Below are 20,819 nucleotides of genomic sequence, written 5' to 3'. Positions count from 1 at the left end.
AATGTCGGGTGACTCTCCGGGCCCCCATGCAAGAAAATTCCAGCCCCAAGGGGCGCGCCAAGACCCCTCCCCCCGAACGCCCCTTCTGGCTCAAATGGCTGTTGCGTTTCGTGTTCTGGGGCGCGGGCATCGCTGCGGCGGGCCTGCTTTCCATCCTGTGCGTGGTGGCCGTGGCCCTGGCAGTGGCGTATCCGAACCTGCCGGACATCTCGGAGCTTTCCGACTACCGCCCCAAGCTGCCGCTGCGGGTGTTCTCCGCCGAAGGCACGCAGATCGGCGAATTCGGGGAAGAGCGACGCAACCTCACCCCCATCGCCGCGATCCCCAAGGTCGTGAAGGACGCCGTCCTCGCCGCCGAAGACAGCCGCTTCTATGACCACGGCGGGGTCGACTACAAGGGCCTGGTCCGCGCCGGGCTCGCGAATCTGAATCGCGTGAAGAGCCAGGGCGCGTCGACCATCACCATGCAGGTGGCCCGCAACGTCTACCTGAGCTCCGAGAAGACGCTGACCCGCAAGATCTACGAGGTGCTGCTGACCTTCAAGCTGGAGCACATGCTCAGCAAGGACCAGATCTTCGAGATCTACCTGAACCAAATCTACCTGGGCAACCGCGCCTACGGTTTCGCCGCCGCCTCCGAGGCCTATTTCGGCAAACCGCTGTCCGAGATGTCGATCGCCCAGGCAGCCATGCTCGCCGGCCTGCCGAAAGCCCCCGGCGCGAACAACCCGGTCAACAACCCGCAGCGCGCGCGTGGCCGCCAGTTCTACGTGATCGACCGCATGCAGGAAGCCGGCTTCATCACCGCCGAACAAGCGGCGGAAGCCAAGAAGGAAGAACTGCACCTGCGCGACGCCGCCGACCCGAACCGGCTGCACGCCGAGTACGTCGCCGAAACCGTGCGCCAGCTGATGTACGCGCAGTACGGCGACAGCACCTACACGCGCGGCCTCAAGGTCTACACCTCGCTGGTCGCGGCCGACCAGGCGGCGGCCTACAAGGCCCTGCGCAAGGGCATCATGGATTACGAGCGCCGTCAGGTGTACCGCGGCCCCGAGAAGTTCATCGACCTGCCGAACGACCCCAAGGAGCTCGACGAGGCGGTAGACGACGTGCTGAACGACCACCCCGACAACGGCGACGTGATGGCAGCCGTGGTGCTCAAGGCCACGCCCAAGGAAATCCAGGCCATCCGCGCCAACGGCGACGCTGTGCAGATCACCGGCGACGGCCTCAAGCCCGCGCAGTCCGGTCTGTCGGACAAGGCACCGCCCAACATCAAGATCCGCCGCGGCGCCGTGATCCGTGTCGCGAAGACGCCCAAGAACACCTGGGAAATCACCCAGCTGCCTGAGGTCGAGGGCGCGTTCGTGGCCATGGACCCGCGCGACGGCGCCATCAAGGCGCTGGTCGGCGGTTTCGATTTCGGCAAGAACAAGTTCAACCACGTCACGCAGGCCTGGCGCCAGCCGGGCTCGAGCTTCAAGCCGTTCATCTACTCGGCGGCGCTCGAAAAGGGCTTCACCCCCGCCACCGTCATCAACGACGGCCCACTGTTCTTCGACGCCGGCACCACCGGCGGCCAGCCCTGGGAGCCCAAGAACTACGGCGGCGGCTTCGACGGGCCGATGTCGATGCGCACGGCGCTGATGAAGTCGCGCAACCTCGTGTCGATCCGCATCCTGCAATCCATCGGCACGCGCTACGCGCAAGACTGGATCACCAACTTCGGCTTCGACAAGGACAAGCACCCCGCCTACCTGCCGATGGCGCTCGGCGCCGGCGCCGTCACGCCGATGCAGATGGCGGTGGGCTACTCGGTGTTCGCCAACGGCGGCTACCGCGTGAATCCGTACCTCGTGACCCGCGTCACCGACCACAAGGACCGCGTGCTGGTCGACGTCCAGCCGCCGCTGCTCAATGAAGCGTCGCGCGCCATCCCGCAGCGCAACGCCTTCATCATGGACACGCTGCTGCAGTCCATCACGCGCGCCGGCACGGCCGCGAAGGCGCAGGCGATGCTCAAGCGCCCCGACCTCTACGGCAAGACCGGCACCACCAACGACTCGCTCGACGCCTGGTTCGCGGGCTTCCAGCCCACCATGACGGCGATCTCGTGGATCGGCTACGACACGCCGCGCAACCTGGGCGACCGCGAAACCGGCGGCGGCCTGAGCCTGCCGATCTGGATCAACTACATGGAAACCGCCCTCAAGGGCGTGCCCGTGACCGACCTGTCGACCACGCCGCCTTCGGGCATCGTGAGCGTCGGCGGCGAGTGGTACTACGACGACTACGCGCCGGGCCGCGGCGTGTCGAGCCTGGGCGTGGAATCTTCTGCGCCGGTGGCACCGGCGGAAGCCCTGAGCGGTCCGGCGATCAGCGCACCTGCGCCGCCCGAGGAGCGCAACCGCATCCTCGACCTGTTCAGGAACTGATCAAAAGGAAGGAAAGCGGCGGGAAGCAGCGGGAAGTGGCGGCTCAGGCCGCCGCTGCGAACACCAACGGCAGCCCCGCCTGCAGCGTCGCCTCACGGGAGAGGTTGCCGAAGAATTCCTCGCCGGTCTTGGTGTCCACCCACACCCGGCCGTCGTGCCGGTAGTGGTAGCCGCCGGAGCGTGCCGCCAGCCAGATTTCGTGCAGCGGCTTCTGCAGGTTCACGATCAGCTGGCTGCCGTTCTGGAACGACATCGTGATCATCCCGCCGACCCGCTGGTTGTCGATGTCGGCGTCGGTCGCGTCGTTGATGCGGTCGCAGCCCTGCTCGATGGCAGCAAGTGCCGCCTCGGCGTGATCCATGTACTCGGTGTCGGTCATTACAGCTTTTTAATCTTCGACAGAGCCACCTGCAGCGCATGGGTGGCTCGCTTTCCTTGTGGGCTTTCGAGGTTGATTCCTTCGATCACCGCCTCGATGGTTGCTTCGGTCGGGTCTTCGTCGACCGCACTTGCGAGTGCTGCCCGATCTGGCGGGCTGCAGTAGCGCTTGCCCGCCTTCCACATTGAGATGTGGGTATTCGGAACGCCTATCGCTTCTGCTAAGGCGCCATAGCTTCCGTAAATGTCTTTACCTTTCTCGATAAGAACATTCAATTGGCTCATGTGTTACCTCAAGTGATAAAGTGTGACTTACCAGATGCGATAACTAAAACCGCTTCTGGTAACTACATTCTGCCACCGGAGCCGCCATGCACCAAGTTTCTTTCCCCCTCTTTGCGCAGCGACAGCAGCAAGCCGATTGCGCGCCCTCGGCCATTCAAACCGTCGAGGTCCAAGCTGTGGCGGCTCCGGCCTCGTCGGGGTTGAGGGCGTGCACCCTTCGTGATCGCCGTATTGAGGCCGCGTCGCGGGCTGCGGTGCGGCGTTGGGCTGCTGGTGGGTGTGTCGGTTCGTACGACCGCTGGGCGGTCGTTGCTCATTGCGATGAGGGGCCGAGGGTCTACAAGTTCGCCGGGCGGCCCAAGGCGGCGATGGTGATCGAGGGGCAGCTTGTTGAGACCTTGGTTCGTTTGCAGGTGGTGGCATGAGCATCGTTCGCGCTGCTGCTGGTCGGCCTGCTGTTCATGCTGATGCTGCTGCCCGCGTCCGGGCGCATCGTGCCGCAAAGGCCCGCATCGACTTCACCGACGATCCCAAGATCAAGCAGACCATTGCTGGCATTGCCAGTGAACTCGGCTGCTCAGAGGCCGATGTGTTGCGGTCTATCACGCGTTTTGCGCTGACGAATCGCAACTGGAAGCAGGTCGGCCTCTACGGCTCCAAGGGCCTGCAATGAGCGCGAACGACCGTTTTCACGAAACGCCGTTCGACCGTTGGACCTATCGGGTCTTCTACGGCGCGTTCGTCCTGTTCATGTGTGGCATGGGCGCGGGTGTTGTGTATGGCTTCTGGAACTGGCTGCTGACCGCGCCATGTGTGCGATGACCGCCGCCGAAAAGCTCGAATGGAAGCGCCGCGCCTTCATGGCGATCAACGCGCCGATTCCGCAGGCCATCCGCATCGGGTCGGCCGTCGCTTCTTCTCAATACCGTGATGACGCTGCCGTGTGTGCGGCGTTCGTGCGTCGCGGTGTCCAGCCCGACCGCGCAAAGGTCGCATGCCTTCGCCTCGAAGGTCAGCAGGGGCGGCTATGACTGCGATGACCAATGCCCAGCGTCAAGCTGCATGGCGTGCTCGCCGCCGTGCAGCCGTAACGGTCGAGTTGGTCCAGGTGGGCGCAGTGGCCGTTACGCATGACTTGAGCGATGAGTCTGTCCAGCGCGACTGGGTGGCGCGTCTTGCTGCCGGGAAGTTGAGTCCGTATCAGCAGCACTGTTTCAAGGTTCGTTACGGCTGTGAGCTGTTTCGTGCAACCGTCCAGCTCGCGGCCAGCGTAACGGCGTCCAGCTCGGATTATTGGTCCAGCCGCGTAACGGTGTTCTTTGCGGCTGGCGTGTACCGGCGTCCGTTGTTTGCGACGGCGGACCTCTACAAGTTCTCCACGATGCCGCGCACGTGGGCGTATAGGGAGCGTGGCGTATGACCGCGATGACGGCCTATGAGGCCGCACAGCGTGCGCTACGGGCATGGGCTTTCGCTTCGCCCCCGTCCGTGCCAAGCGGCTGTTCCATGGCGTGCAGCCATGGCCTGCCTATCGCTGCGGCGCAAAGCGACGTAGCCCGCCCGCAGCGCGTGATCCCCCTGAAGCGTGAGGGATCGCTAGTCGCGCAAGCGATTGAGACGCCGTACTCGGTGGCTCAACCCGAAGGGCCAGAGCCCGGTCCGCAGGACACGCCCTCTGCCGATGCCGCATGCCTCCTGCAATGCCTGTACCTCGCCGACCGCTGCGATCGCCGCTGTGCCGGCTGTGCGGTGACGACTGGCGACGACGTGGCGGCGCGCGCTAGCTTGCGACGCGCGCAGCCCGACGCGGAGGCGCGGCAGGAGTGCCCCGATGGTAATCACGGGGATAGAAAAATTTCGGAAGGTGGAACGGGACTATGACCAAGGTCAAAGACAAAAGCGCACTCGTCCTCGACGGCAATGTCGTCAAGGTTCGTTTGATGGCTGAACGCCAAGCTTTGAAGTCCATGGTCCATGTGGATTGGCTTCGCTTCACCGTGCGCCTGCGCAATGCCCCGCCATTCCTCACAGACCAGCGTGCAACCTCGACCAGCGTGTGGGATGAGGGCTACCGGCTGAACAAGCTCCTGAGCCTCATCAACGAACTGCCCGACCACGAGCGTGATGTATGCGGCCAAGCCGCAGAGCTGGCGGACCGTGTGTGCATGGCCCTCGGATTCGAGTTCAACCGCGGGGCGGAAATGGGCAAGGGACACGACTTCTACAAACGGCGTTGGCCCCTCCATCGCAATGGTGCTGAGGTGGGCTGGGTGGGCTTTGGCGCGGCCTCTGACAGCCCGAGACAGCGTGCGCAGGCCGAATCCCTGCACGTCAACCTCTACGGCGTCGCATGCACGTTCGCAGAGCACGGATGGGCTGAGCGCATGGCCCGAATCATCGATGACCTCGACGGCAAGATCACCCGCGCCGACCTCGCCCTCGACTTCTTTGATGGCCTCTCGGGTGGCATCGAGCGAGTGCTTGAGGAGTGGCGTGCAGGTCTGTGCGACAACTATGGCCATCGCCCCGTCTTGCGCGATATCAATTGGGCAAAGGGCTGCTCGCGCTCGCTGTACCTCGGCTCGAAAGAAGCCGGGAAGGAAACCAACATCTACGAAAAGGGCGATCAGCTCTTTGGCGAAAAGATCGGTAGCAAGTGGCTGCGCTTCGAGCTGCGCTATGGCAATAAATTTCGCGTGCTCGACACCGATCTGCTGCGCCGCCCGTCCGACTTCTTCGCAGGCGCTAGCGAGTGGCATGCAGCCATCTTGCGCGAGGCCGGAGACGTAGCCGTCCCCGAGCAGATTCACATCACGCCGCAGCCCGCGTTGATGAGCGTCAAGGCCGAGTGCGTGCGCAATGCGCTGTGGACGTTGGAGTCTGCTGCACCGTCCATCGCGCTCGCATTCCAGTACCTCGATGACGACCAGTTCCTTGAGCTCGTCACGCACAAAAAGAAGCCCAAGCGTCTGGCTTCGTTCTCCCACGCTGACCTCACTGAGGCCTATAGCGAGGCGTTCTCTCAATTCGTGGTTCCGCGATCTGGCCCAGTCGCGATGAGCCTTCAATAAATCGGGCTAGGAGTAATCAATCATGCGCATGCAAAGCGAGTCCACCCTGTTCGGCATCAAAGCATCCGAAGGCACGTTCAATGACCGTGCTTTCGACAGCTGCACGTTCCACCTGGACGCCGACATTGCCAGCAACGGTAGCGGCGAAGCCATCGGCATCAGCACCCGCCCTTTCAAGTTCGGCAAGTCCGACGAATTCCAGAAATGGAAGCACCTCGGCAAGTCGCTTCCGATCCGCGTCATCTGCACGTTCGATGTGGTCGCGGCCAGCGACAACAAGACCCAGCTCACGCTGGTCGATATCAAGCCGATGGACATGGCTCGCGCCTCTGGCGAGGCTGCCGCACGCATCGCCAAGCCCGCTCCGGGCACTACGGCCTAACTGCCATGCGTCTCATTGTCCAGAGCTTGGTCACGGGGAAGTTCCTCGCGCCGTCTGCTGACGATGGACAGCCGGAGTGGGTGCGCTCGCTGGGTCAGTCTGGTGGCGGTGTTGTCGATGACGCGGAGAGGGCTACCCAGCTGGTGCACGACTGGACCGATTTGGATGATGAGGCGGTCATTGTGGACCTCGATGTGCTCGGGACAGCCCACGACACCGATGAGCATCAATCGCAATTCGTTGCCGGTAACGTTGCCGGCAGTTCTTAACCAATTTGAAAGGCATCGATGCGAATCGCCCTTTTCACCTTCTCAGTGTTCGCAGGCTACGGCTTGTTGAGCGCTCTCGGCTACCTGTTCATGTGATTTCAACGGATAGCCCTCCAACGTCGTGAGACGCCGAGGGTCTTCCGGTGCAATCCCGATTTCCGGGACCACCAGTTCAACACTGGAGTTTCCAATGAACAAGTTCGCTCGTTTCGTTCGCCCTGCAGCCATCGGTTCGGCTTTGGTCGCTGCTGGCACCTCGGCCATGGCCGCACTGCCCGCAGGCGCATCCGAGGCCATCGCCCAGTACAAGGACGATGTGCTGTCGGCCATCGGCCTCGTGATCGCCGCTGGCATCGCGATCTACGCGGTCAAGAAGCTCGGCCAAAAGATGGGCTGGCTGTAAGCCGACTCGGAGCGGGCAATGGCATCACAAACCATCGAGTGCGGCGCTGCTTGCTCGATCACGGTCGAGCTTGCGCCCGCTCCACCTTCGACCGACAACCTCGCTGATATCGGCTTGGTCTTCGGCCTCTTTCTCGGCGCTGCCATCGTCGTTTTCTGCGCGCGGCAGTTCCTGAAATTCTTCGAGGCAACCCCTCATGACCAATAGGGCTCGCTATGCCTTCTTCAATCGAATTCATGTTCGCGGGTGGCTGCTTGCTGCTGCTCTGGGTTGCGTTTGGCTGAACGCCCACGCGGTCAATAAGAACAACATTGGGCGTTGGGGGGTCAATCAGAATGGCCGCACAACGACGCTGACACCGGGCGCGCCGCCCGTCAACAGTGGCGGTAGCACTATCCCTATTTCTCCGACCTCTGGCGGTTGGACGCAAGCAGGCAATTACGGCGTGCCCACTGGCGCGACCGGGCCCACGGCGGGTCTTAATGTAAACGGGACGTTCATTCAGGGTGAGCGTGGCAACTGGAACATCGGTGGCGCTGGTGGTGTGCAGGGTGTGCGGTATCCAGCCGGTGGCAGCTATCAGATTCCATGGGGCACCGTGGCTCCTGTTGCAGCGGGCATCGTCTGCGCTGTCGCGACCGCTGGTGTCTGTGGCGTCGCAAGTGGGGTTGCTGCCGCAACGCCCTACATCATGAATTGGCTTGATCGCGGTGGCATGAAGCGTAACCAAGAGACCGGCAACGTTGAGGGCTTCGACGGTCCCGGTCAGCCCGCTGTTTCCGATGGATTCGAGTACCGGTATGCGAAGGGTGGCGCTCAATTTTCAAACTACTGGTTGTCCTCTGATGCTGCTTGCCAAGACTGGGCGCCGTGGTGGAACGGTGCGAATTCACTTTCGACCGGGCAAAAGATCATCGCGCCGATCTTCTATGAGGCGGGCCAGTGCCATGGCAAGTTGGTCGCGCGAACCAACGAGAGTCAGGTCATCAACACCAATTTCTTGACCAACGTCGAGAGGCGCACCAGTAGCTGCCCTCCGACTTGGTTCATCGTCTTTCAGGCGTGCTACTCCGAGCAGAACCTACCTCGGACGCCTTACTCTGTTGAGCAGGTGGCGCAGAGGCTTGCCTCGGTTGCACCAGACCCCCGCGTGTGGGGCGAAACGTTGGAGCGTGGCGGGGAAATACCGTTTCCGAATCCGACCGTGACAGGGCCGTCGCAGATTCAAGGCCCAGAGCGAAGCACGACGAACGCGGACGGCTCGCGCACCGTGCAGCGCACCACGTACAACTTTCAGACGGCAGGGAACACGGTCAACAACACCAGCAATGTGACCACCACCACGACGTACAACACCGACAACAGCGTGCGCAGTACGTCTAGTACGACGACAACTCCGACTGAGGAAGACGTCGATCCGGACGACCCTTGCGAGAAGCGTCCGAATACCATCGGTTGCGCTGACATGGACACGCCGACTGGCGATATTCCGCGCGAGACGAAGACGATCACCTACGCCGAAGAGTCGGTGTTCGGCGGCGGCAGTTGCCCGAGCGATAAGCAGTGGTCGAGCGGGACCATGGGCCATAGCTACAAGCTGGTGGACTGGACCACGCTGTGTGGTTTCGCCCTGCCTGCGCGAGCGCTCGTGATCCTCCTGGCGATCTTCGCCGCGTTCTTGATCGTCATGCCCGGCAAGGAGGTGCGCACATGAAGCTCGGCGTATGGCTGCTCTCGATGATGCAGCCGCTCATTGCGAAGATTCTTGCCACGCTCGGTTTCAGCATCATCACCATCGTAGGCATGGAAGCGGTGGTGGGGCAACTTAAGGCGCAGATCGTCGCGCAGATGGGCGCGCTGTCCGGCGACACGCTGAACTTCGCGCTGTACATGGGCATAGGCAAAGCCATTGGCATCATCTTCGGCGCGTGTACCACGAAGCTGATGCTGTGGTCGATCCAGAACGCAACTTCGATCATGGGAAAGAGTAACGGCTGATGATTACCGTATGGACTGGCCTGCCCGGCGCAGGCAAAACGTCGGGGCTGCTTGAGAAGGTGTTGATGCCGTTGGTGGCAAAGGGCTGGATCGAGGAAGCGATCGATTCGGACGGCAATAAGGTGCAGGTCAAGCGCAGGCTGCTGACCAACATCAACGGCTTGTTGCTTGAACACGAGAAGATCGACGAAGAAGATTTGATGCGCTGGCACGAGTGGGTCAAGCCCGGCGACCTGATCGTGTACGACGAGGTGCAGAAGCCTTGGCCGCTGACCGGTGCGAACAAAGAGCAGCCGCAGTGCATCAAAGAGTTGGAGACGCACCGACACTATGGCATTGACATGCATCTGATGGCCCAGCATCCGATGCTGTTCAATGCCGCGATTTGTCGGCTGGCCGGGCAGCATTTGCATATACGCAAGCTCGGAAATTCGCGCTTCGCCACGATCTACGAATGGGACGGGGTGAGTCGTACTCTGCTCTACAAAAACTCTTTTTCGAAGAAGCCATGGCGACGGTCAAAAGACGTCGAGAAGCTCTACAAATCGAGTTCGCTGCACACCAAGCAGAAGCGGTCCGTGCCCACGGTGATTTTCGGCATCCTGTTCGCCCTGGTCATGCTCGGCGTGCTCGGCCCGACCGTCTACGGTCGTATGCAGGAGCGGTTTCACCCGAAGCCCGTGGAGGCCGCGAAGGTCGAAACCAAGGGGGTAGGGGCGGAGAAGGTCGCAGCGGCTGCTGTAGCGCCTGCCAGCGTGCCTGCCGCGCCGCCAAGCGGGCAGGTCGGCGACAAGCCTGTGGCGTTCGGCGGCTGTGCGCGCATTCGTGATCGATGCCAGTGTTTCGATGACAAGGGAACGCCGGTCGAGAAGGAACGGCTTTTCTGCGAGGACATGACCCGCGTGGCCGCGGGCATCGGTGCGCCGCTTGCCCAGCTGCGCGATGACGGGGCAGCGCATCGCGAGTTGCTCGCGCGTCTTGAGTGGGCCGATAACGATGCCGCTGTTCTCACCTACATGCGAGGTCAGACAGCAAAGCAAGTAGGTGCGGTTCCGGTGAAAGAAGCTGTACGGGGTGGCGCTCGCTGAAGGGGTTTGCGGTGCTTGGCGCGGGCTCGGTATGGGCGTGTGAAGTTGGCGTTTCGTTACCGGTTATCGCACGATGCGCCACGCGAGGAGAAGCAGTACAACGATGCAGAGCCACACTAGTAGCTGAAGGGTCCAGTGCCAGTCAGCGCCCCAGAGCTTGGGTGGGCCTGTGTTGTCGAGTAGGTCGACCGGAATGCGCTTTTCGCGACGCCAAAAGGGCCCGCGCTTCTTTTGCTGAGCAGCGTCTTCGGCGCGCTTGCGTGCTCGCATTTCCTCGCGATACCAGTCTCGGTCCTGCATTCCCATGGGTTTCTCCTTTCCTGTAGTCTACAAGTGCTTACAAAGGTTGCAGAAGGGCGGGAGGGCTACTGGTGCTGATTGGGTATGCGCGGGTATCTACGGCGGATCAAAACACGTCGATTCAATACGAGGCATTTTTGAGGGCGGGCGTGAGCTACGTTGTTGAGGAAAAGCGCTCTGCGGTGAAGAAGCGTCCCGTGCTCGAGGAGGTGCTTCGGAGGATTGGCCCGGGCGATACGCTGGTGGTCTACAAGATGGATCGTCTAGCGCGTTCGCTGGTGCACCTGTTGAGCGTTTTTGCGCACCTCGAGGCGCGCTCTGCGGGCTTCCGGTCGCTGACAGAGCCGATCGAGACTGAGACGCCTGTGGGGCGGCTTTTCATGCAGATGTTGGGATCATTCGCCGAGTTTGAGCGGGCGTTGATTCGCGATCGGTGTTTGGCTGGCCAGATAGCTGCGCGGGCTCGTGGACAGGTCTGGGGAAGGCCTCGGGTGCTAGGTGCAGAGGATGAGGCCGGCGTGGTGGATATGTACCGCTCTGGGTTCTACACCGTGCCTCAGATTGCCGCCATGCTTGAGGTTGGCCTTGGGGCGGTTCGTGGCCCGCTCTGTCGGGCCGGGCTCTTGTCCGCGCAGTATTTGCGCTGACGATATCCACATAGTCGGAGTAGCTTAGATGTCGAAACCGCTGATTCTGGGTGCTTTAGCGAGTCTGATGACCGCGTCGGCGTATGCCCGCAGGAGGGGCGGTGGCGGTGATTCGGTTCCGTGGCTTTCCGACATGGTGTTGTATGTTTTTATCGGGCTGGCTGCTCTTGCTGTTGTGTTGACAGTTGTCAGCGTCTTGTTGCGTCACTTTGGTCGTCGCTCTGCTGCGGATATGGCGCGAGAGCGAAGCATGAGGCGTCAGGTGCGACGGCAGACCGGTCAGAAGCGATAGCGATGTGCCGAGTTCGTTCGCGCGTTGAAGTGTTGCAAACCGGTCGAAATACGTGAGCGTGTGAATTGAGCGCTGCTCTGCAGTGTCGAAAAGTACAATTTCAGCATGTTGAATGTTCGCCAAATTCTAGTGAGCGCTCGCGCCCGCACCGCGCTCATGGTCTGCCTTGCCGCCAGCGCGGCCGGTCTTGCGGCGTGCGGACAGCGCGGCGCGCTCTACCTGCCGACCGATCCGGCGGCCGCCCAGCGCGCCACCTTGCCCCAATTGCTCACGCCCGGCGGCTCCTCCAAAGCCTCCGACAACGAAGCGGCACCGAAGCCCGCCGCAGCGAGCAGCGCCCCCACCTCTCCCCAGAAATGACGACGAACACCCCCCTGCCCGGCCACCCCCACATCGCCCACCGGGACAACGCCCTGCACGTCGAGGGCGTCGCGCTCGACGCGCTGGCGCGCACGCACGGCACGCCGCTGTTCGTCTATTCGAAGCAGTGGATGCTCGACGCCCTGGCCGCCTACCAGCGCGGCTTCGAGGGCCGCGAGGTGCTGATCTGCTATGCGATGAAGGCCAATTCGTCGCTCGGCGTGCTGCGCGTGTTCGCCGAAGCCGGCTGCGGCTTCGACATCGTCTCGGGCGGCGAGCTGTCGCGCGTGCTGGCGGTGGGCGCCGATCCGAAGAAGATCATCTTCTCGGGCGTCGGCAAGACGCGCGCCGAAATGCGCCAGGCCCTGGCGGCCGGCATCGCCTGCTTCAACGTCGAGAGCGAGGCCGAGCTCGACGTGCTCAACGAGGTGGCGCTGGCCGAGAAGGTGCGTGCCCCGATCAGCATCCGCATCAATCCGAACGTCGATCCGAAGACGCACCCGTACATCTCCACCGGGCTCAAGGGCAACAAGTTCGGGATCGCGCACGACCGCGCGGTGCAGGCCTACCAGCACGCCGCCCGGCTGCCGGGCCTCGAGGTGGTCGGCATCGACTGCCACATCGGCTCGCAGATCACCGAAGCCTCGCCCTACCTGGACGCCTGCGACCGCGTGCTCGACCTGGTGGAAGCCATCGAGGCGGCCGGCGTGCCGATCCATCACCTGGACTTCGGCGGCGGCCTGGGCATCGACTACAACGGCGAGGTACCACCCAAGGCCGATGCGCTGTGGCAGCAGCTGCTCGCCAAGCTGGACGCACGCGGCTTCGGTCAGCGCAAGCTGGTGATCGAACCCGGCCGCTCGCTGGTCGGCAATGCCGGCGTGTGCGTGACCGAGGTGCTCTACACCAAGCCCGGCGAGGACAAGAACTTCTGCATCGTCGACGCGGCCATGAACGACCTGCCGCGTCCCGCGATGTACCAGGCCTTCCAGAAGATCGTGCCGCTGCGCGAGCGCGCCGGCGACGCGCCGACCTACGACGTGGTCGGCCCGGTCTGCGAAAGCGGCGACTGGATCGGCCGCGACCGCGCGCTCAACGTGGTGGCCGGCGATCTGCTGGCCGTGCTGTCAGCCGGTGCGTACTGCATGAGCATGGCCAGCAACTACAACACGCGCGGCCGTGCGGCCGAGGTGCTGGTGAGCGGCGCCACCGCGACACTGATCCGCCGCCGCGAGACGATGGAAGACCAGCTGCGCGCCGAGATCGACGGCTGACCTGAGCTGATCTCAGCCGGTGCGCAGCGGCTTCTCGCTGCTGCGCGCAGCCAGCGCAGGCTTGGCCTGGCGCTTGCGCGCGAAATTCCAGACGCGCCACGCCAGCAGCACCCCGATGATCGCGGCGTAGACGAACACTTCGGCGAAGTTGTTCTTGCCCGCGCGCATCCAGAAGAAGTGCAGCAGGCCGAGCCCCGCGATCACGTAGACCAGCTTGTGCAGCAACTGCCAGCGCTTCGCGCCCATCGCCTTGATCGCGCGATTGAATGACGTCGCGGCCAGCGGCGTCAGCAGCACGAAGGCCGAAAACCCCACGAGGATGAACGGCCGCTTCGCGATGTCCTTGGCGATCTCGCCCCACTCGAAGCCTTGGTCGAACCAGCTGTAGCACAGCAGGTGCAGCACCACGTAGAAATACGCGAACAGACCCAGCATGCGGCGAAAGCGCGCCAGCGCATTGAGCTTGGCGATCACGCGCAGCGGCGTCACCGCCAGCACGATGCAGATGAAGCGCAGCGTCCAGTCGCCCGTCGCGCGGATCAGGAACTCGGCCGGGTTCGCGCCCAGCCCGTCCGTGAACGCGCCGTAGGCCAGCCGCGCGAACGGCAACAGGCACAGCAGGAAGATGACCGGCTTGGTCGCCGGGTGCATGAGCAGCTTGTTCAGCATGGCGCGAGGACCGGGCAGGGGCGTCCGCTCAGAAGTTCTTCTTCAGGTCCATGCCGGCGTAGAGCTGGCCGACCTGCGCCTCGTAGCCGTTGAACATCTCGGTCTTGCGCCGCTTCGCGAACAGGCCACCGCCGTCGCCGATGCGGCGCTCGGTCGCCTGGCTCCAGCGCGGGTGGTCGACGGCCGGGTTCACGTTCGAATAGAAGCCGTATTCCTGCGCCGCGGCCTTGTTCCAGGCGGTGCTCGGCTCCTTCTCGACAAAGCGGATCTTGACGATCGACTTGGCCGACTTGAAACCGTACTTCCACGGCACCACGAGCCGCACCGGCGCGCCGTTCTGGTTCGGCAGCACCTCGCCGTACATGCCGAAGGCCAGCAGCGTCAGCGGGTGCATCGCCTCGTCCATGCGCAGGCCTTCGGTGTAGGGCCAGTCGAGCACGCGCGAACCGACGAAGGGCATGGTCTTCGGGTCGGCCAGCGTCACGAACTCGACGAACTTGGCGTTGCCCTGCGGCTCGACCTTCTTGATGAGCTCGGCCAGCGAATAGCCGACCCACGGGATCACCATCGACCAGCCCTCGACGCAGCGCAGGCGGTAGATGCGTTCTTCCTGCGCACTGAGCTTGAGCAGGTCTTCGATGCCGTACTTGCCCGGCTTCTTGACCAGCCCCTCGACCTCCACGGTCCACGGCCGCGTCTTGAGCGTGCCGGCGTTCTTCACCGGATCGCCCTTGTCGACGCCGAACTCGTAGTAGTTGTTGTAGCTGCTCGCGTCCTTGTAGTCGGTGAGCTTTTCCATGGTCTGCGCGCCCGGCACCGCCGACTTGGCGCCTGGCAGCAGCGCCAGCTTGTGCGGGCCGGTTGACTGGGCGAAGGCCTCGCGCCCGGCGAAGGTGGCGAGCGCCGCGCCGGCGGCACCACCGGCCATCAGCTTGAGCAGGTCGCGCCGGCCTTCGTAGGCCGCGCGCGGCGTGATCTCGCTCGACAGCGGATGGACAAAACCACTGGTGTCGCGACGGTGCGAACGGGAAGGGAACGACATGACAGGCCTTTCGCGTGAATCGTTGTGCTCAGGGTAGTTCGTGACATGCCCTGGTTTGGTTACGCGCCATGGGGGCGCGTGGTTTCAATTCTTCGCGAAAGGCGCAGAACCTGCGCTCAGAGCGTGCCGTAGCTGTGCAGGCCGCTCAGGAACATGTTCACGCCAAGGAAGGCGAAGGTGGTCACGGCCAGGCCGGCCAGCGCCCACCAGGCTGCGACGGTGCCGCGCAGGCCCTTCACGAGGCGCATGTGCAGCCAGGCCGCATAGTTGAGCCAGACGATCAGCGCCCAGGTTTCCTTCGGGTCCCAGCTCCAGTAGCCGCCCCAGGCATCGGCGGCCCACAGGGCGCCGAGCACGGTCGCGATGGTGAAGAAGGCGAAACCGACGGTGATCGACTTGTACATGACGTCGTCGAGCACTTCGTTGGCCGGCAGGCGCGCCGCGATGCGCTTGCGCCCCAGCAGGATGCCCGCGGCGATCAGTGCCGAGATGCCCGCGTAGACCACCCAGTAGCTGCCGCCGGCTTCCTGCACGCGCTGGCGGAACGCCACCGGCACGAAGCACAGCGCGGCGCCCAGCAGCCAGATCGGCGTGAGCTTGTACCAGCGGGTTTCGTTGGCCTGCTCCTTGATGAGGTAGGCGAAGGCCACCATGGCCGCGAGCGCGAAGGTGCCGTAACCGATGAAGTTGGCGGGCACGTGCAGCTTCATCCACCAGCTCTGCAACGCAGGCACCAGCGGCTGGATTTCATGCGCCTCGCGCACGATCGTGTACCAGAGCAGAAAACCGACCGCCGCGCTGACCACCAGCATCACGAAGGCGCCGAGCGCGCGCGTGTTGTAGCGCTCTTCGAAGTACAGGTAGAACGCGGCCGTCAGCCAGCAGAACAGCACGAACACTTCGTACAGGTTGCTCACCGGGATGTGGCCGATGTCCGGGCCGAGCTGGTGGCTTTCGTACCAGCGCACCATGGTGCCGATCAGCGCCATGGTCACGGCCGCCCAGGCCAGCCGGGAGCCGATCAGGTCGAAGGTGTCGGCCTGCTGCTTGCCGGCGACAAAACCGATCCAGTAGAACAGCGTGCTCATGAAGAACAGCACGCTCATCCAAAGGATGGCCGACTGGCTCGACAGGAAGTACTTGAGCCAGAACACCGAGTCGGCGCGCGCCAGGTCGCCCTGGTAGGAGCTGATGGCCAGCAGCGAGGCCGCAGCCACCACCAGCGTCAGCACCCGCAGCGGGCGCCAGAACCAGCAGATGCCAATGACCGAAATCAAGGCCGCCATCAGGATCGGCTTTTCGTAGCTGTCCATCGAGGCGGCGTGGCGCATGAAGGCGAACGCGCCGCCAGCCAGCACCAGCGCCGCGAACACCCAGTCGAACAGGTTGCGGCGAGAGAGCCAGCTTTCGTGGAGCGTGAGGGTCGTGGTGTTCATGGTGACGCCGGTTCTTCTTTCTTCAGGGCGAGCAGCTTGTGCTTCAGATGCTCGAATTCGCGATCGCTGTCCAGGGTCTTGCGGTTGACCGAGAACGCCATCGTGGCGACGGTTTCGCTGGTGTCGCGGCCGTCGTTGTCTCCAGATGCGCCGCCGCCGGGTGTCAGCCACACCCACAAACGGCGCTCGCGCACGTACAGCATGGCAAAAATACCGACGATCAGCAACAGACACCCCAGATAGACGATGTTCTTGCCAGGGGCGCGCGCCACCTGGAACACGCTGGCCTGTACCTGGGTGAAGTCGGTCATCATCATCGCGACCGGCGCCGGGTAGAAGTGCGCATCGCTCAGGGCCAGCACGGCCTGCGTCAGGTAGCCCTGCGATTTCTCGTCGTTCGGCAGTGCAGCCAGGCCGGCGCCTTCGCGGCTCAGATTGAGCACTTCGAACAGCACGTCGTTGAGGATGCGCACCAGCACCGTGCCGGCGCGCTCGCGCTCGGCCTCGGGCACGTTGGCTTCCATGAACTCGGCAATCGCCTGCCAGCCGCCCTGCGACGCCGCGTCGGCCTTGGCGCGTTCGGCGCCCGAGAACAGCGCCAGCGCACGGGCGGCCGACACACGCAGCTGCTCGGCCATTTCAGGGCGCTTCGGGTCGGTCGCCTTGGCGATGTAGCGCTGGATGGCGCGCTCGCGCGTGGCGGGGTCGCCCAGCGCGGTGCGCATGCGCACGAAGCCGTCCATCGAGCCCTGCTCGTCGGAGGGCACGCGCAGGTAGCGGAACGGATCTTCGGGCTTCTCGCGCATGCCCAGCAGGAACACCGGCTGGCCGTCGCCGGCGTCGACCGGCACCATGTAATTCTGGTATTCCCGCGCCTGGCCCGACGCGTCGCGCAGCTTGTAGCCGATGCTCGGGCCGATGTTGCGCAGCACCTTCGGCTTGTTGGTCTTGTTGGCGGCGCCCAGGCGCGACTCGAGGCTGTGGCGCAGGTCGACCTTGCGCACGTCGGCGCCGCTGCCCATCGCACCGCCGTCGGCGAAGTTCTCGACGTTGATCACGCGCAGCGCGGCGTACTCGAGCGTGAGCTTGTCGGTGCCGTTGGTGATCTCGGTGCTCGGGCCGCCGATGATGCCCTCGACCTCGAAGGGCTTGGCCGCGGCCGCCATCGGCACCGCCTTGAGCTTCACCGTGGAGCCGCCGTCGTCGAAGCTCGACTGGTAGATCTCCACGCCCTTGTAGCTGGCCGGGTGGTTCACCTCGATGCGCGCCGGCACCTGCTCGCCGCTCTCGCGGTCGTGCAGCACCACCTCGCTGGCGAACAGCTTGGGCATGCCGGTCGAGTAGTAGTCGACGATGAACTTCTTCAGCTCGATGGTGAACGGCAGCTCCTGCAGCAGCACGCCGTCGGCCTGGTTCAGGATGGCCACGTTGCCCCGCCCGCCCTCGGGCACGAGGATGTTGCCGCGGAAGGTCGGGTTGGCGGTCGACAGGCGGTGCTCGGGCCCCACGTCGGCGATCATGCCGCCGCCCGTGAACACGCTCTTGCCGTTGAACCAGGTCTGGGCGCGCACGACGAGGTCGCCGTCGAGCAGGCCGCCGATGCACACCAGCACGATCGCGCTGTGGGCCGCGATGTAGCCCAGCTTGTGGGCGCCGCCGGCGCGCGCCGCGACCATCCAGCCGGCCGCGGCCTTGCCGTCGGCGCTGGCGTTGCGCTGCTGCAGCTTGACCTTCCAGCCACCGCTCACCAGCAGCTGGCCGATGCGGTTGGCCGCCATGTCGGGCATTTCCGCCAGGCGGTTTTCGGCGCGCTGGCCGAAGGCCTTGAGGCTCTGCGCGCGGATGTCTTCCTTGAAGGTGCGCAGGTCGATCAGGATGCGCGGTGTGTTGCGCGCCACGCACAGCGACGTGCTGATCACCAGGAACAGCAGGATCAGCATGAACCACCAGGCGCTGTAGACCGAGTCGAGCCGGGCCGCGCGGAACAGCTCGGCCCAGAAGGGCCCGAACTGGTTGATGTAGTTGTTGATCGGCTCGTGCTGCTTGAGCACGGTGCCGATGATCGAGGCGATGCAGATGACCGTCAGCAGCGCGATCGCGAAGCGCATCGACGACAGCAGCTCCACCGCGGCGCGAAGCAGCTGCGGGCCGCGATGCACGCGAAGGCCATGGGTGGAAACGGTCATCGGAAGGGAACCAGGAAAGGGGAAAAAACAAAAGGGCGGGCCATCCTGCTGGATCGGCCCGCCCTTTGTTTGGGATTTTTATCGGCGGTTAGTTCACGCTGGACAGCGCGACAGCGGAAATCAGCGCAGGCCGGCGATGTAGTCGGCGACAGCCTTGATTTCGCGGTCGTTGAGCTTGGCGGCCACGCCGTTCATGGGCGAGCTGTTCAGGCGGACGTTGTCGCGGAAGGCCACGAGCTGGGTCACGGTGTAGTCGGCGTGCTGGCCGCCCAGGCGCGGGTACTGGGCCGGGAGGCCGGCACCGTTCGGGCTGTGGCAGCCGGCGCAGGCCGGGATCTGGCGATCGCCGATGCCGCCGCGGTAGATCTTTTCGCCGAGAGCGACCGTGTCTTTCTCTTTCGAGAAGCCCGGCTTGATCTTCTTGGAGCCGACGAACCAGGCGATGTTGCGCATGTCTTCTTCAGACAGCGCCGACGCCAGCGGCTTCATGATCGCGCTCTTGCGCTTGCCGGACTTGAAGTCCTGCAACTGCTTGAGGATGTATTCGGGATGTTGTTGCGCCAGCTTGGGGTTGGCTGCGATGGCCGAGTTGCCGTCCGCGTTGTGGCACGAAGCACAGCTTTGGCTGTTGGCCGGCGTCGCGTTGAACAGCGTGTCGCCCTTGGCGGGATCGGGCTTGGCCGGCTTGGCGGCTGCCGCTGCGGGGGCAGCGGCATGCTCATCGGCTGCAAAACTCGCGCTGGCTGTGACGCCCATGAGGGCTGCAAGCAGAATATTGGCAAACAACTTCATATCGGGGGCTTAGATTTATGGCGCAAAACCCCGCGATTCTACAATGGCGCCCCGTTCCGAAAGCCCATTGATGACCTCCCCGCGCGCCAAGTCCGCCGCTTATCCTCCCCGCGCGGCCCCTGCCGTGGACCCGCAGGTCGCTGAACGCGAGCGCGTGGCCCTGGGTTGGCTGCACACCGCCCACTTCCTGACCAGCGCTCCGCAGCTGGAACACCTGCCCCCGGTCGACCTGCCCGAGATCGCTTTTGTCGGCCGCTCCAACGCCGGCAAATCGACCGCCATCAACACGCTGACACAGCAGACGCGCCTGGCTTTTGCCTCGAAGACGCCCGGCCGCACGCAGCACATCAACCTGTTCGGCATCGGCAAGCAGAAGGTCGACGACGCCGTGCTGGCCGACCTGCCCGGCTACGGCTACGCGGCCGTGCCGAAGGAAGCCAAGCTGCGCTGGCAGCGCGTGATGGGCAACTACCTCATGACGCGCGAAAGCCTGCGCGGGGTTGTCCTGATGTGCGATCCGCGCCACGGTCTGACCGAGCTCGACGAGATCCTGCTCGACGTGATCCGCCCGCGCGTGCAGCAAGGCCTCAAGTTCCTGATCCTGCTGACCAAGTCCGACAAGCTCACGCGCAGCGAAGCCGCCAAGGTGCTGTCGATTACGCGACTGAACGCCGGCGGCGGCGAGGTCAAACTGTTCTCGGCCCTGAAGAAGCAAGGGGTCGGCGAGGCGGCCGAGCTGCTGTGGCGCTGGGTGCATCCCGACGACGCTGCCGCGGCACCGGCGACACCGGAGGCACCCGAGCCGCCACCGGCCGAAGACGCCTGATGCGCTAGAGGAACCCGGCTGCATCGAGCGCCTCGTCTGCGAAGTTCACTATCAAAAGAATAGCAACAGTCAACCCAAGGAGACACGAAGCATGATCGAGACCTTCCAACGCAGCCTGCCCAACGGCACCACCCTGAGCTGTCGCGCCGCCGGCAAGCCGGGCCAGCCGCTGATGGTGTTCCTGCACGGCTTTCCCGAGGCCGCGTTCATCTGGGACGAGCTGCTCGCCTACTTCTCGGACCCGGCCCACGGCGGCTACCGCTGCGTGGCGCCCAACCTGCGCGGTTTCGAGAAGTCCAGCGCGCCCACGGAAGTGGCCGACTACAAGGCCCACCTGCTGATCCAGGACATCCAGCAACTCGTCGCCACCGAGAGCGCCGACGGCACGATGGCCGCGCTGGTCGCCCATGACTGGGGCGGCGCCTTCGCCTGGGGCTACGCCAACGCCTTCCCGCAGCAGGTCGGCAAGCTGGTCATCATCAACTCGCCGCACCCGGGCACCTTCACGCGCGAACTGCGCAACAACCCGGCGCAGCAGCAGGCCAGCGCCTACATGCACTTCCTGGCGCGCCCCGATGCCGAAGCCCTGCTCGCGGCCGACGACTTCAAGCGCATGTGGCCCTTCTTCCTGCTGATGAAGGCCGGCCCGGACGGCTTCGGCTGGCTCACCGACGAGGTGAAGC

The 20,819-nt window shown here is 64.1% G+C and carries 27 protein-coding genes; 19 read left to right on the top strand and 8 right to left on the bottom strand.

What is annotated here, in order from left to right; all coding sequences use genetic code 11:
• Positions 1–26: 26 nt before the first annotated feature.
• Positions 27–2,438: a penicillin-binding protein 1A gene (locus tag AAG801_RS10895; protein ID WP_180838957.1), complete on the top strand. Its 2,412-nt coding sequence runs from the start codon at positions 27–29 to the stop codon at positions 2,436–2,438.
• 43 nt (positions 2,439–2,481) lie between these two features.
• On the opposite strand, the gene cyaY is transcribed toward AAG801_RS10895, so the two are convergent.
• On the bottom strand, positions 2,482–2,817 hold the full coding sequence (cyaY, locus tag AAG801_RS10890) for an iron donor protein CyaY (RefSeq protein ID WP_101491021.1): 336 nt from the start codon (positions 2,815–2,817) through the stop codon (positions 2,482–2,484).
• Positions 2,817–3,101 (bottom strand): hypothetical protein, encoded by a 285-nt coding sequence (locus AAG801_RS10885; RefSeq protein ID WP_119554241.1) that lies wholly within the window; start codon positions 3,099–3,101, stop codon positions 2,817–2,819. The genes cyaY and AAG801_RS10885 overlap by 1 nt, the downstream gene beginning before the upstream one ends.
• 86 nt (positions 3,102–3,187) lie before the next feature.
• On the opposite strand from AAG801_RS10885, the gene AAG801_RS10880 reads away from it, so the two are divergent.
• The 13 genes from AAG801_RS10880 to AAG801_RS10820 all read left to right on the top strand — a co-directional run bounded on the left by AAG801_RS10880 (position 3,188) and on the right by AAG801_RS10820 (position 10,312).
• Positions 3,188–3,526: a hypothetical protein gene (locus tag AAG801_RS10880; RefSeq protein ID WP_341888393.1), complete on the top strand. Its 339-nt coding sequence runs from the start codon at positions 3,188–3,190 to the stop codon at positions 3,524–3,526.
• Complete coding sequence (locus AAG801_RS10875; protein WP_341888392.1) at positions 3,523–3,774, top strand: hypothetical protein; 252 nt, start codon at positions 3,523–3,525, stop codon at positions 3,772–3,774. Before AAG801_RS10880 ends, AAG801_RS10875 begins: the two co-directional genes overlap by 4 nt.
• Positions 3,771–3,923, top strand: a complete 153-nt coding sequence (locus tag AAG801_RS10870; RefSeq protein ID WP_341888391.1) for a hypothetical protein — start codon at positions 3,771–3,773, stop codon at positions 3,921–3,923. Before AAG801_RS10875 ends, AAG801_RS10870 begins: the two co-directional genes overlap by 4 nt.
• On the top strand, positions 3,911–4,132 hold the full coding sequence (locus tag AAG801_RS10865; RefSeq protein ID WP_341888390.1) for a hypothetical protein: 222 nt from the start codon (positions 3,911–3,913) through the stop codon (positions 4,130–4,132). The genes AAG801_RS10870 and AAG801_RS10865 overlap by 13 nt, the downstream gene beginning before the upstream one ends.
• Positions 4,129–4,521 (top strand): hypothetical protein, encoded by a 393-nt coding sequence (locus AAG801_RS10860; RefSeq protein ID WP_341888389.1) that lies wholly within the window; start codon positions 4,129–4,131, stop codon positions 4,519–4,521. The genes AAG801_RS10865 and AAG801_RS10860 overlap by 4 nt, the downstream gene beginning before the upstream one ends.
• A 457-nt stretch (positions 4,522–4,978) precedes the next feature.
• A complete protein-coding gene (locus AAG801_RS10855; protein WP_341888388.1) occupies positions 4,979–6,172 on the top strand; it encodes a replication initiation factor domain-containing protein in 1,194 nt (397 codons plus the stop codon).
• 22 nt (positions 6,173–6,194) lie between these two features.
• Positions 6,195–6,554 carry a hypothetical protein gene (locus tag AAG801_RS10850; protein ID WP_341888387.1) on the top strand — a complete coding sequence of 120 codons (360 nt, stop codon included), beginning with the start codon at positions 6,195–6,197 and terminating at the stop codon, positions 6,552–6,554.
• A 5-nt stretch (positions 6,555–6,559) separates the two neighbouring features.
• Positions 6,560–6,823: a hypothetical protein gene (locus AAG801_RS10845; RefSeq protein WP_341888386.1), complete on the top strand. Its 264-nt coding sequence runs from the start codon at positions 6,560–6,562 to the stop codon at positions 6,821–6,823.
• 190 nt (positions 6,824–7,013) lie between these two features.
• A complete protein-coding gene (locus AAG801_RS10840; protein ID WP_341888385.1) occupies positions 7,014–7,226 on the top strand; it encodes a hypothetical protein in 213 nt (70 codons plus the stop codon).
• Positions 7,227–7,244: 18 nt separating this feature from the next.
• Positions 7,245–7,433, top strand: a complete 189-nt coding sequence (locus AAG801_RS10835; protein WP_341888384.1) for a hypothetical protein — start codon at positions 7,245–7,247, stop codon at positions 7,431–7,433.
• Positions 7,423–8,940, top strand: coding sequence for a virulence factor TspB C-terminal domain-related protein (locus AAG801_RS10830; RefSeq protein WP_341888383.1), 1,518 nt, complete (start codon positions 7,423–7,425; stop codon positions 8,938–8,940). The genes AAG801_RS10835 and AAG801_RS10830 overlap by 11 nt, the downstream gene beginning before the upstream one ends.
• The gene (locus tag AAG801_RS10825; protein WP_341888382.1) at positions 8,937–9,224 is read left to right on the top strand and encodes a DUF2523 family protein; all 288 of its coding nucleotides are present in this window, start codon (positions 8,937–8,939) and stop codon (positions 9,222–9,224) included. The genes AAG801_RS10830 and AAG801_RS10825 overlap by 4 nt, the downstream gene beginning before the upstream one ends.
• On the top strand, positions 9,224–10,312 hold the full coding sequence (locus AAG801_RS10820) for a zonular occludens toxin domain-containing protein (protein ID WP_341888381.1): 1,089 nt from the start codon (positions 9,224–9,226) through the stop codon (positions 10,310–10,312). The genes AAG801_RS10825 and AAG801_RS10820 overlap by 1 nt, the downstream gene beginning before the upstream one ends.
• A gap of 63 nt (positions 10,313–10,375) precedes the next feature.
• Here AAG801_RS10820 and AAG801_RS10815 read toward each other — a convergent pair whose 3' ends face one another.
• Positions 10,376–10,618, bottom strand: a complete 243-nt coding sequence (locus AAG801_RS10815; RefSeq protein ID WP_341888380.1) for a hypothetical protein — start codon at positions 10,616–10,618, stop codon at positions 10,376–10,378.
• A gap of 65 nt (positions 10,619–10,683) precedes the next feature.
• On the opposite strand from AAG801_RS10815, the gene AAG801_RS10810 reads away from it, so the two are divergent.
• The 3 genes from AAG801_RS10810 to lysA all read left to right on the top strand — a co-directional run bounded on the left by AAG801_RS10810 (position 10,684) and on the right by lysA (position 13,185).
• Complete coding sequence (locus tag AAG801_RS10810) at positions 10,684–11,259, top strand: recombinase family protein (protein ID WP_341888379.1); 576 nt, start codon at positions 10,684–10,686, stop codon at positions 11,257–11,259.
• Between the two features lie 397 nt (positions 11,260–11,656).
• Positions 11,657–11,911 (top strand): lipoprotein, encoded by a 255-nt coding sequence (locus tag AAG801_RS10805; protein ID WP_341888378.1) that lies wholly within the window; start codon positions 11,657–11,659, stop codon positions 11,909–11,911.
• Positions 11,908–13,185: a diaminopimelate decarboxylase gene (gene lysA / locus AAG801_RS10800; RefSeq protein WP_341888377.1), complete on the top strand. Its 1,278-nt coding sequence runs from the start codon at positions 11,908–11,910 to the stop codon at positions 13,183–13,185. The genes AAG801_RS10805 and lysA overlap by 4 nt, the downstream gene beginning before the upstream one ends.
• A 12-nt stretch (positions 13,186–13,197) precedes the next feature.
• Here the strand turns inward: lysA and AAG801_RS10795 are convergent, their stop codons facing one another.
• The 5 genes from AAG801_RS10795 to AAG801_RS10775 all read right to left on the bottom strand — a co-directional run bounded on the left by AAG801_RS10795 (position 13,198) and on the right by AAG801_RS10775 (position 19,310).
• Positions 13,198–13,851 carry a protein-methionine-sulfoxide reductase heme-binding subunit MsrQ gene (locus AAG801_RS10795; RefSeq protein WP_341888411.1) on the bottom strand — a complete coding sequence of 218 codons (654 nt, stop codon included), beginning with the start codon at positions 13,849–13,851 and terminating at the stop codon, positions 13,198–13,200.
• A gap of 31 nt (positions 13,852–13,882) precedes the next feature.
• On the bottom strand, positions 13,883–14,896 hold the full coding sequence (gene msrP / locus AAG801_RS10790) for a protein-methionine-sulfoxide reductase catalytic subunit MsrP (protein ID WP_341888376.1): 1,014 nt from the start codon (positions 14,894–14,896) through the stop codon (positions 13,883–13,885).
• 116 nt (positions 14,897–15,012) lie between these two features.
• The gene (gene ccsB, locus AAG801_RS10785; RefSeq protein WP_101491025.1) at positions 15,013–16,332 is read right to left on the bottom strand and encodes a c-type cytochrome biogenesis protein CcsB; all 1,320 of its coding nucleotides are present in this window, start codon (positions 16,330–16,332) and stop codon (positions 15,013–15,015) included.
• On the bottom strand, positions 16,329–18,518 hold the full coding sequence (locus AAG801_RS10780; RefSeq protein ID WP_341888375.1) for a cytochrome c biogenesis protein ResB: 2,190 nt from the start codon (positions 18,516–18,518) through the stop codon (positions 16,329–16,331). The genes ccsB and AAG801_RS10780 overlap by 4 nt, the downstream gene beginning before the upstream one ends.
• A 120-nt stretch (positions 18,519–18,638) precedes the next feature.
• Positions 18,639–19,310: a c-type cytochrome gene (locus AAG801_RS10775; RefSeq protein ID WP_101491027.1), complete on the bottom strand. Its 672-nt coding sequence runs from the start codon at positions 19,308–19,310 to the stop codon at positions 18,639–18,641.
• Between the two features lie 70 nt (positions 19,311–19,380).
• On the opposite strand from AAG801_RS10775, the gene yihA reads away from it, so the two are divergent.
• Complete coding sequence (yihA, locus tag AAG801_RS10770; RefSeq protein WP_341888374.1) at positions 19,381–20,136, top strand: ribosome biogenesis GTP-binding protein YihA/YsxC; 756 nt, start codon at positions 19,381–19,383, stop codon at positions 20,134–20,136.
• A 91-nt stretch (positions 20,137–20,227) separates the two neighbouring features.
• On the top strand, positions 20,228–20,819 hold a 592-nt coding region (locus tag AAG801_RS10765; protein ID WP_341888373.1), incomplete at its 3' end, for an alpha/beta fold hydrolase.

The organism is Variovorax sp. YR752 (genome assembly GCF_943372545.1).
Note: the sequence above shows the minus strand (reverse complement) of the source record. Positions and strands in the feature narration are given on the sequence as shown.

What these genes read in the sequence shown, in the direction of transcription:
- AAG801_RS10895 (WP_180838957.1), top strand. Translation starts at nt 27, where the DNA reads ATGCAAGAAAATTCCAGCCCCAAGGGGCGCGCCAAGACCCCTCCCCCC.
- cyaY (WP_101491021.1), bottom strand. Translation starts at nt 2,817, where the DNA reads ATGACCGACACCGAGTACATGGATCACGCCGAGGCGGCACTTGCTGCC.
- AAG801_RS10885 (WP_119554241.1), bottom strand. Translation starts at nt 3,101, where the DNA reads ATGAGCCAATTGAATGTTCTTATCGAGAAAGGTAAAGACATTTACGGA.
- AAG801_RS10880 (WP_341888393.1), top strand. Translation starts at nt 3,188, where the DNA reads ATGCACCAAGTTTCTTTCCCCCTCTTTGCGCAGCGACAGCAGCAAGCC.
- AAG801_RS10875 (WP_341888392.1), top strand. Translation starts at nt 3,523, where the DNA reads ATGAGCATCGTTCGCGCTGCTGCTGGTCGGCCTGCTGTTCATGCTGAT.
- AAG801_RS10870 (WP_341888391.1), top strand. Translation starts at nt 3,771, where the DNA reads ATGAGCGCGAACGACCGTTTTCACGAAACGCCGTTCGACCGTTGGACC.
- AAG801_RS10865 (WP_341888390.1), top strand. Translation starts at nt 3,911, where the DNA reads ATGTGTGCGATGACCGCCGCCGAAAAGCTCGAATGGAAGCGCCGCGCC.
- AAG801_RS10860 (WP_341888389.1), top strand. Translation starts at nt 4,129, where the DNA reads ATGACTGCGATGACCAATGCCCAGCGTCAAGCTGCATGGCGTGCTCGC.
- AAG801_RS10855 (WP_341888388.1), top strand. Translation starts at nt 4,979, where the DNA reads ATGACCAAGGTCAAAGACAAAAGCGCACTCGTCCTCGACGGCAATGTC.
- AAG801_RS10850 (WP_341888387.1), top strand. Translation starts at nt 6,195, where the DNA reads ATGCGCATGCAAAGCGAGTCCACCCTGTTCGGCATCAAAGCATCCGAA.
- AAG801_RS10845 (WP_341888386.1), top strand. Translation starts at nt 6,560, where the DNA reads ATGCGTCTCATTGTCCAGAGCTTGGTCACGGGGAAGTTCCTCGCGCCG.
- AAG801_RS10840 (WP_341888385.1), top strand. Translation starts at nt 7,014, where the DNA reads ATGAACAAGTTCGCTCGTTTCGTTCGCCCTGCAGCCATCGGTTCGGCT.
- AAG801_RS10835 (WP_341888384.1), top strand. Translation starts at nt 7,245, where the DNA reads ATGGCATCACAAACCATCGAGTGCGGCGCTGCTTGCTCGATCACGGTC.
- AAG801_RS10830 (WP_341888383.1), top strand. Translation starts at nt 7,423, where the DNA reads ATGACCAATAGGGCTCGCTATGCCTTCTTCAATCGAATTCATGTTCGC.
- AAG801_RS10825 (WP_341888382.1), top strand. Translation starts at nt 8,937, where the DNA reads ATGAAGCTCGGCGTATGGCTGCTCTCGATGATGCAGCCGCTCATTGCG.
- AAG801_RS10820 (WP_341888381.1), top strand. Translation starts at nt 9,224, where the DNA reads ATGATTACCGTATGGACTGGCCTGCCCGGCGCAGGCAAAACGTCGGGG.
- AAG801_RS10815 (WP_341888380.1), bottom strand. Translation starts at nt 10,618, where the DNA reads ATGGGAATGCAGGACCGAGACTGGTATCGCGAGGAAATGCGAGCACGC.
- AAG801_RS10805 (WP_341888378.1), top strand. Translation starts at nt 11,657, where the DNA reads ATGTTGAATGTTCGCCAAATTCTAGTGAGCGCTCGCGCCCGCACCGCG.
- lysA (WP_341888377.1), top strand. Translation starts at nt 11,908, where the DNA reads ATGACGACGAACACCCCCCTGCCCGGCCACCCCCACATCGCCCACCGG.
- msrP (WP_341888376.1), bottom strand. Translation starts at nt 14,896, where the DNA reads ATGTCGTTCCCTTCCCGTTCGCACCGTCGCGACACCAGTGGTTTTGTC.
- ccsB (WP_101491025.1), bottom strand. Translation starts at nt 16,332, where the DNA reads ATGAACACCACGACCCTCACGCTCCACGAAAGCTGGCTCTCTCGCCGC.
- AAG801_RS10780 (WP_341888375.1), bottom strand. Translation starts at nt 18,518, where the DNA reads ATGACCGTTTCCACCCATGGCCTTCGCGTGCATCGCGGCCCGCAGCTG.
- AAG801_RS10775 (WP_101491027.1), bottom strand. Translation starts at nt 19,310, where the DNA reads ATGAAGTTGTTTGCCAATATTCTGCTTGCAGCCCTCATGGGCGTCACA.
- yihA (WP_341888374.1), top strand. Translation starts at nt 19,381, where the DNA reads ATGACCTCCCCGCGCGCCAAGTCCGCCGCTTATCCTCCCCGCGCGGCC.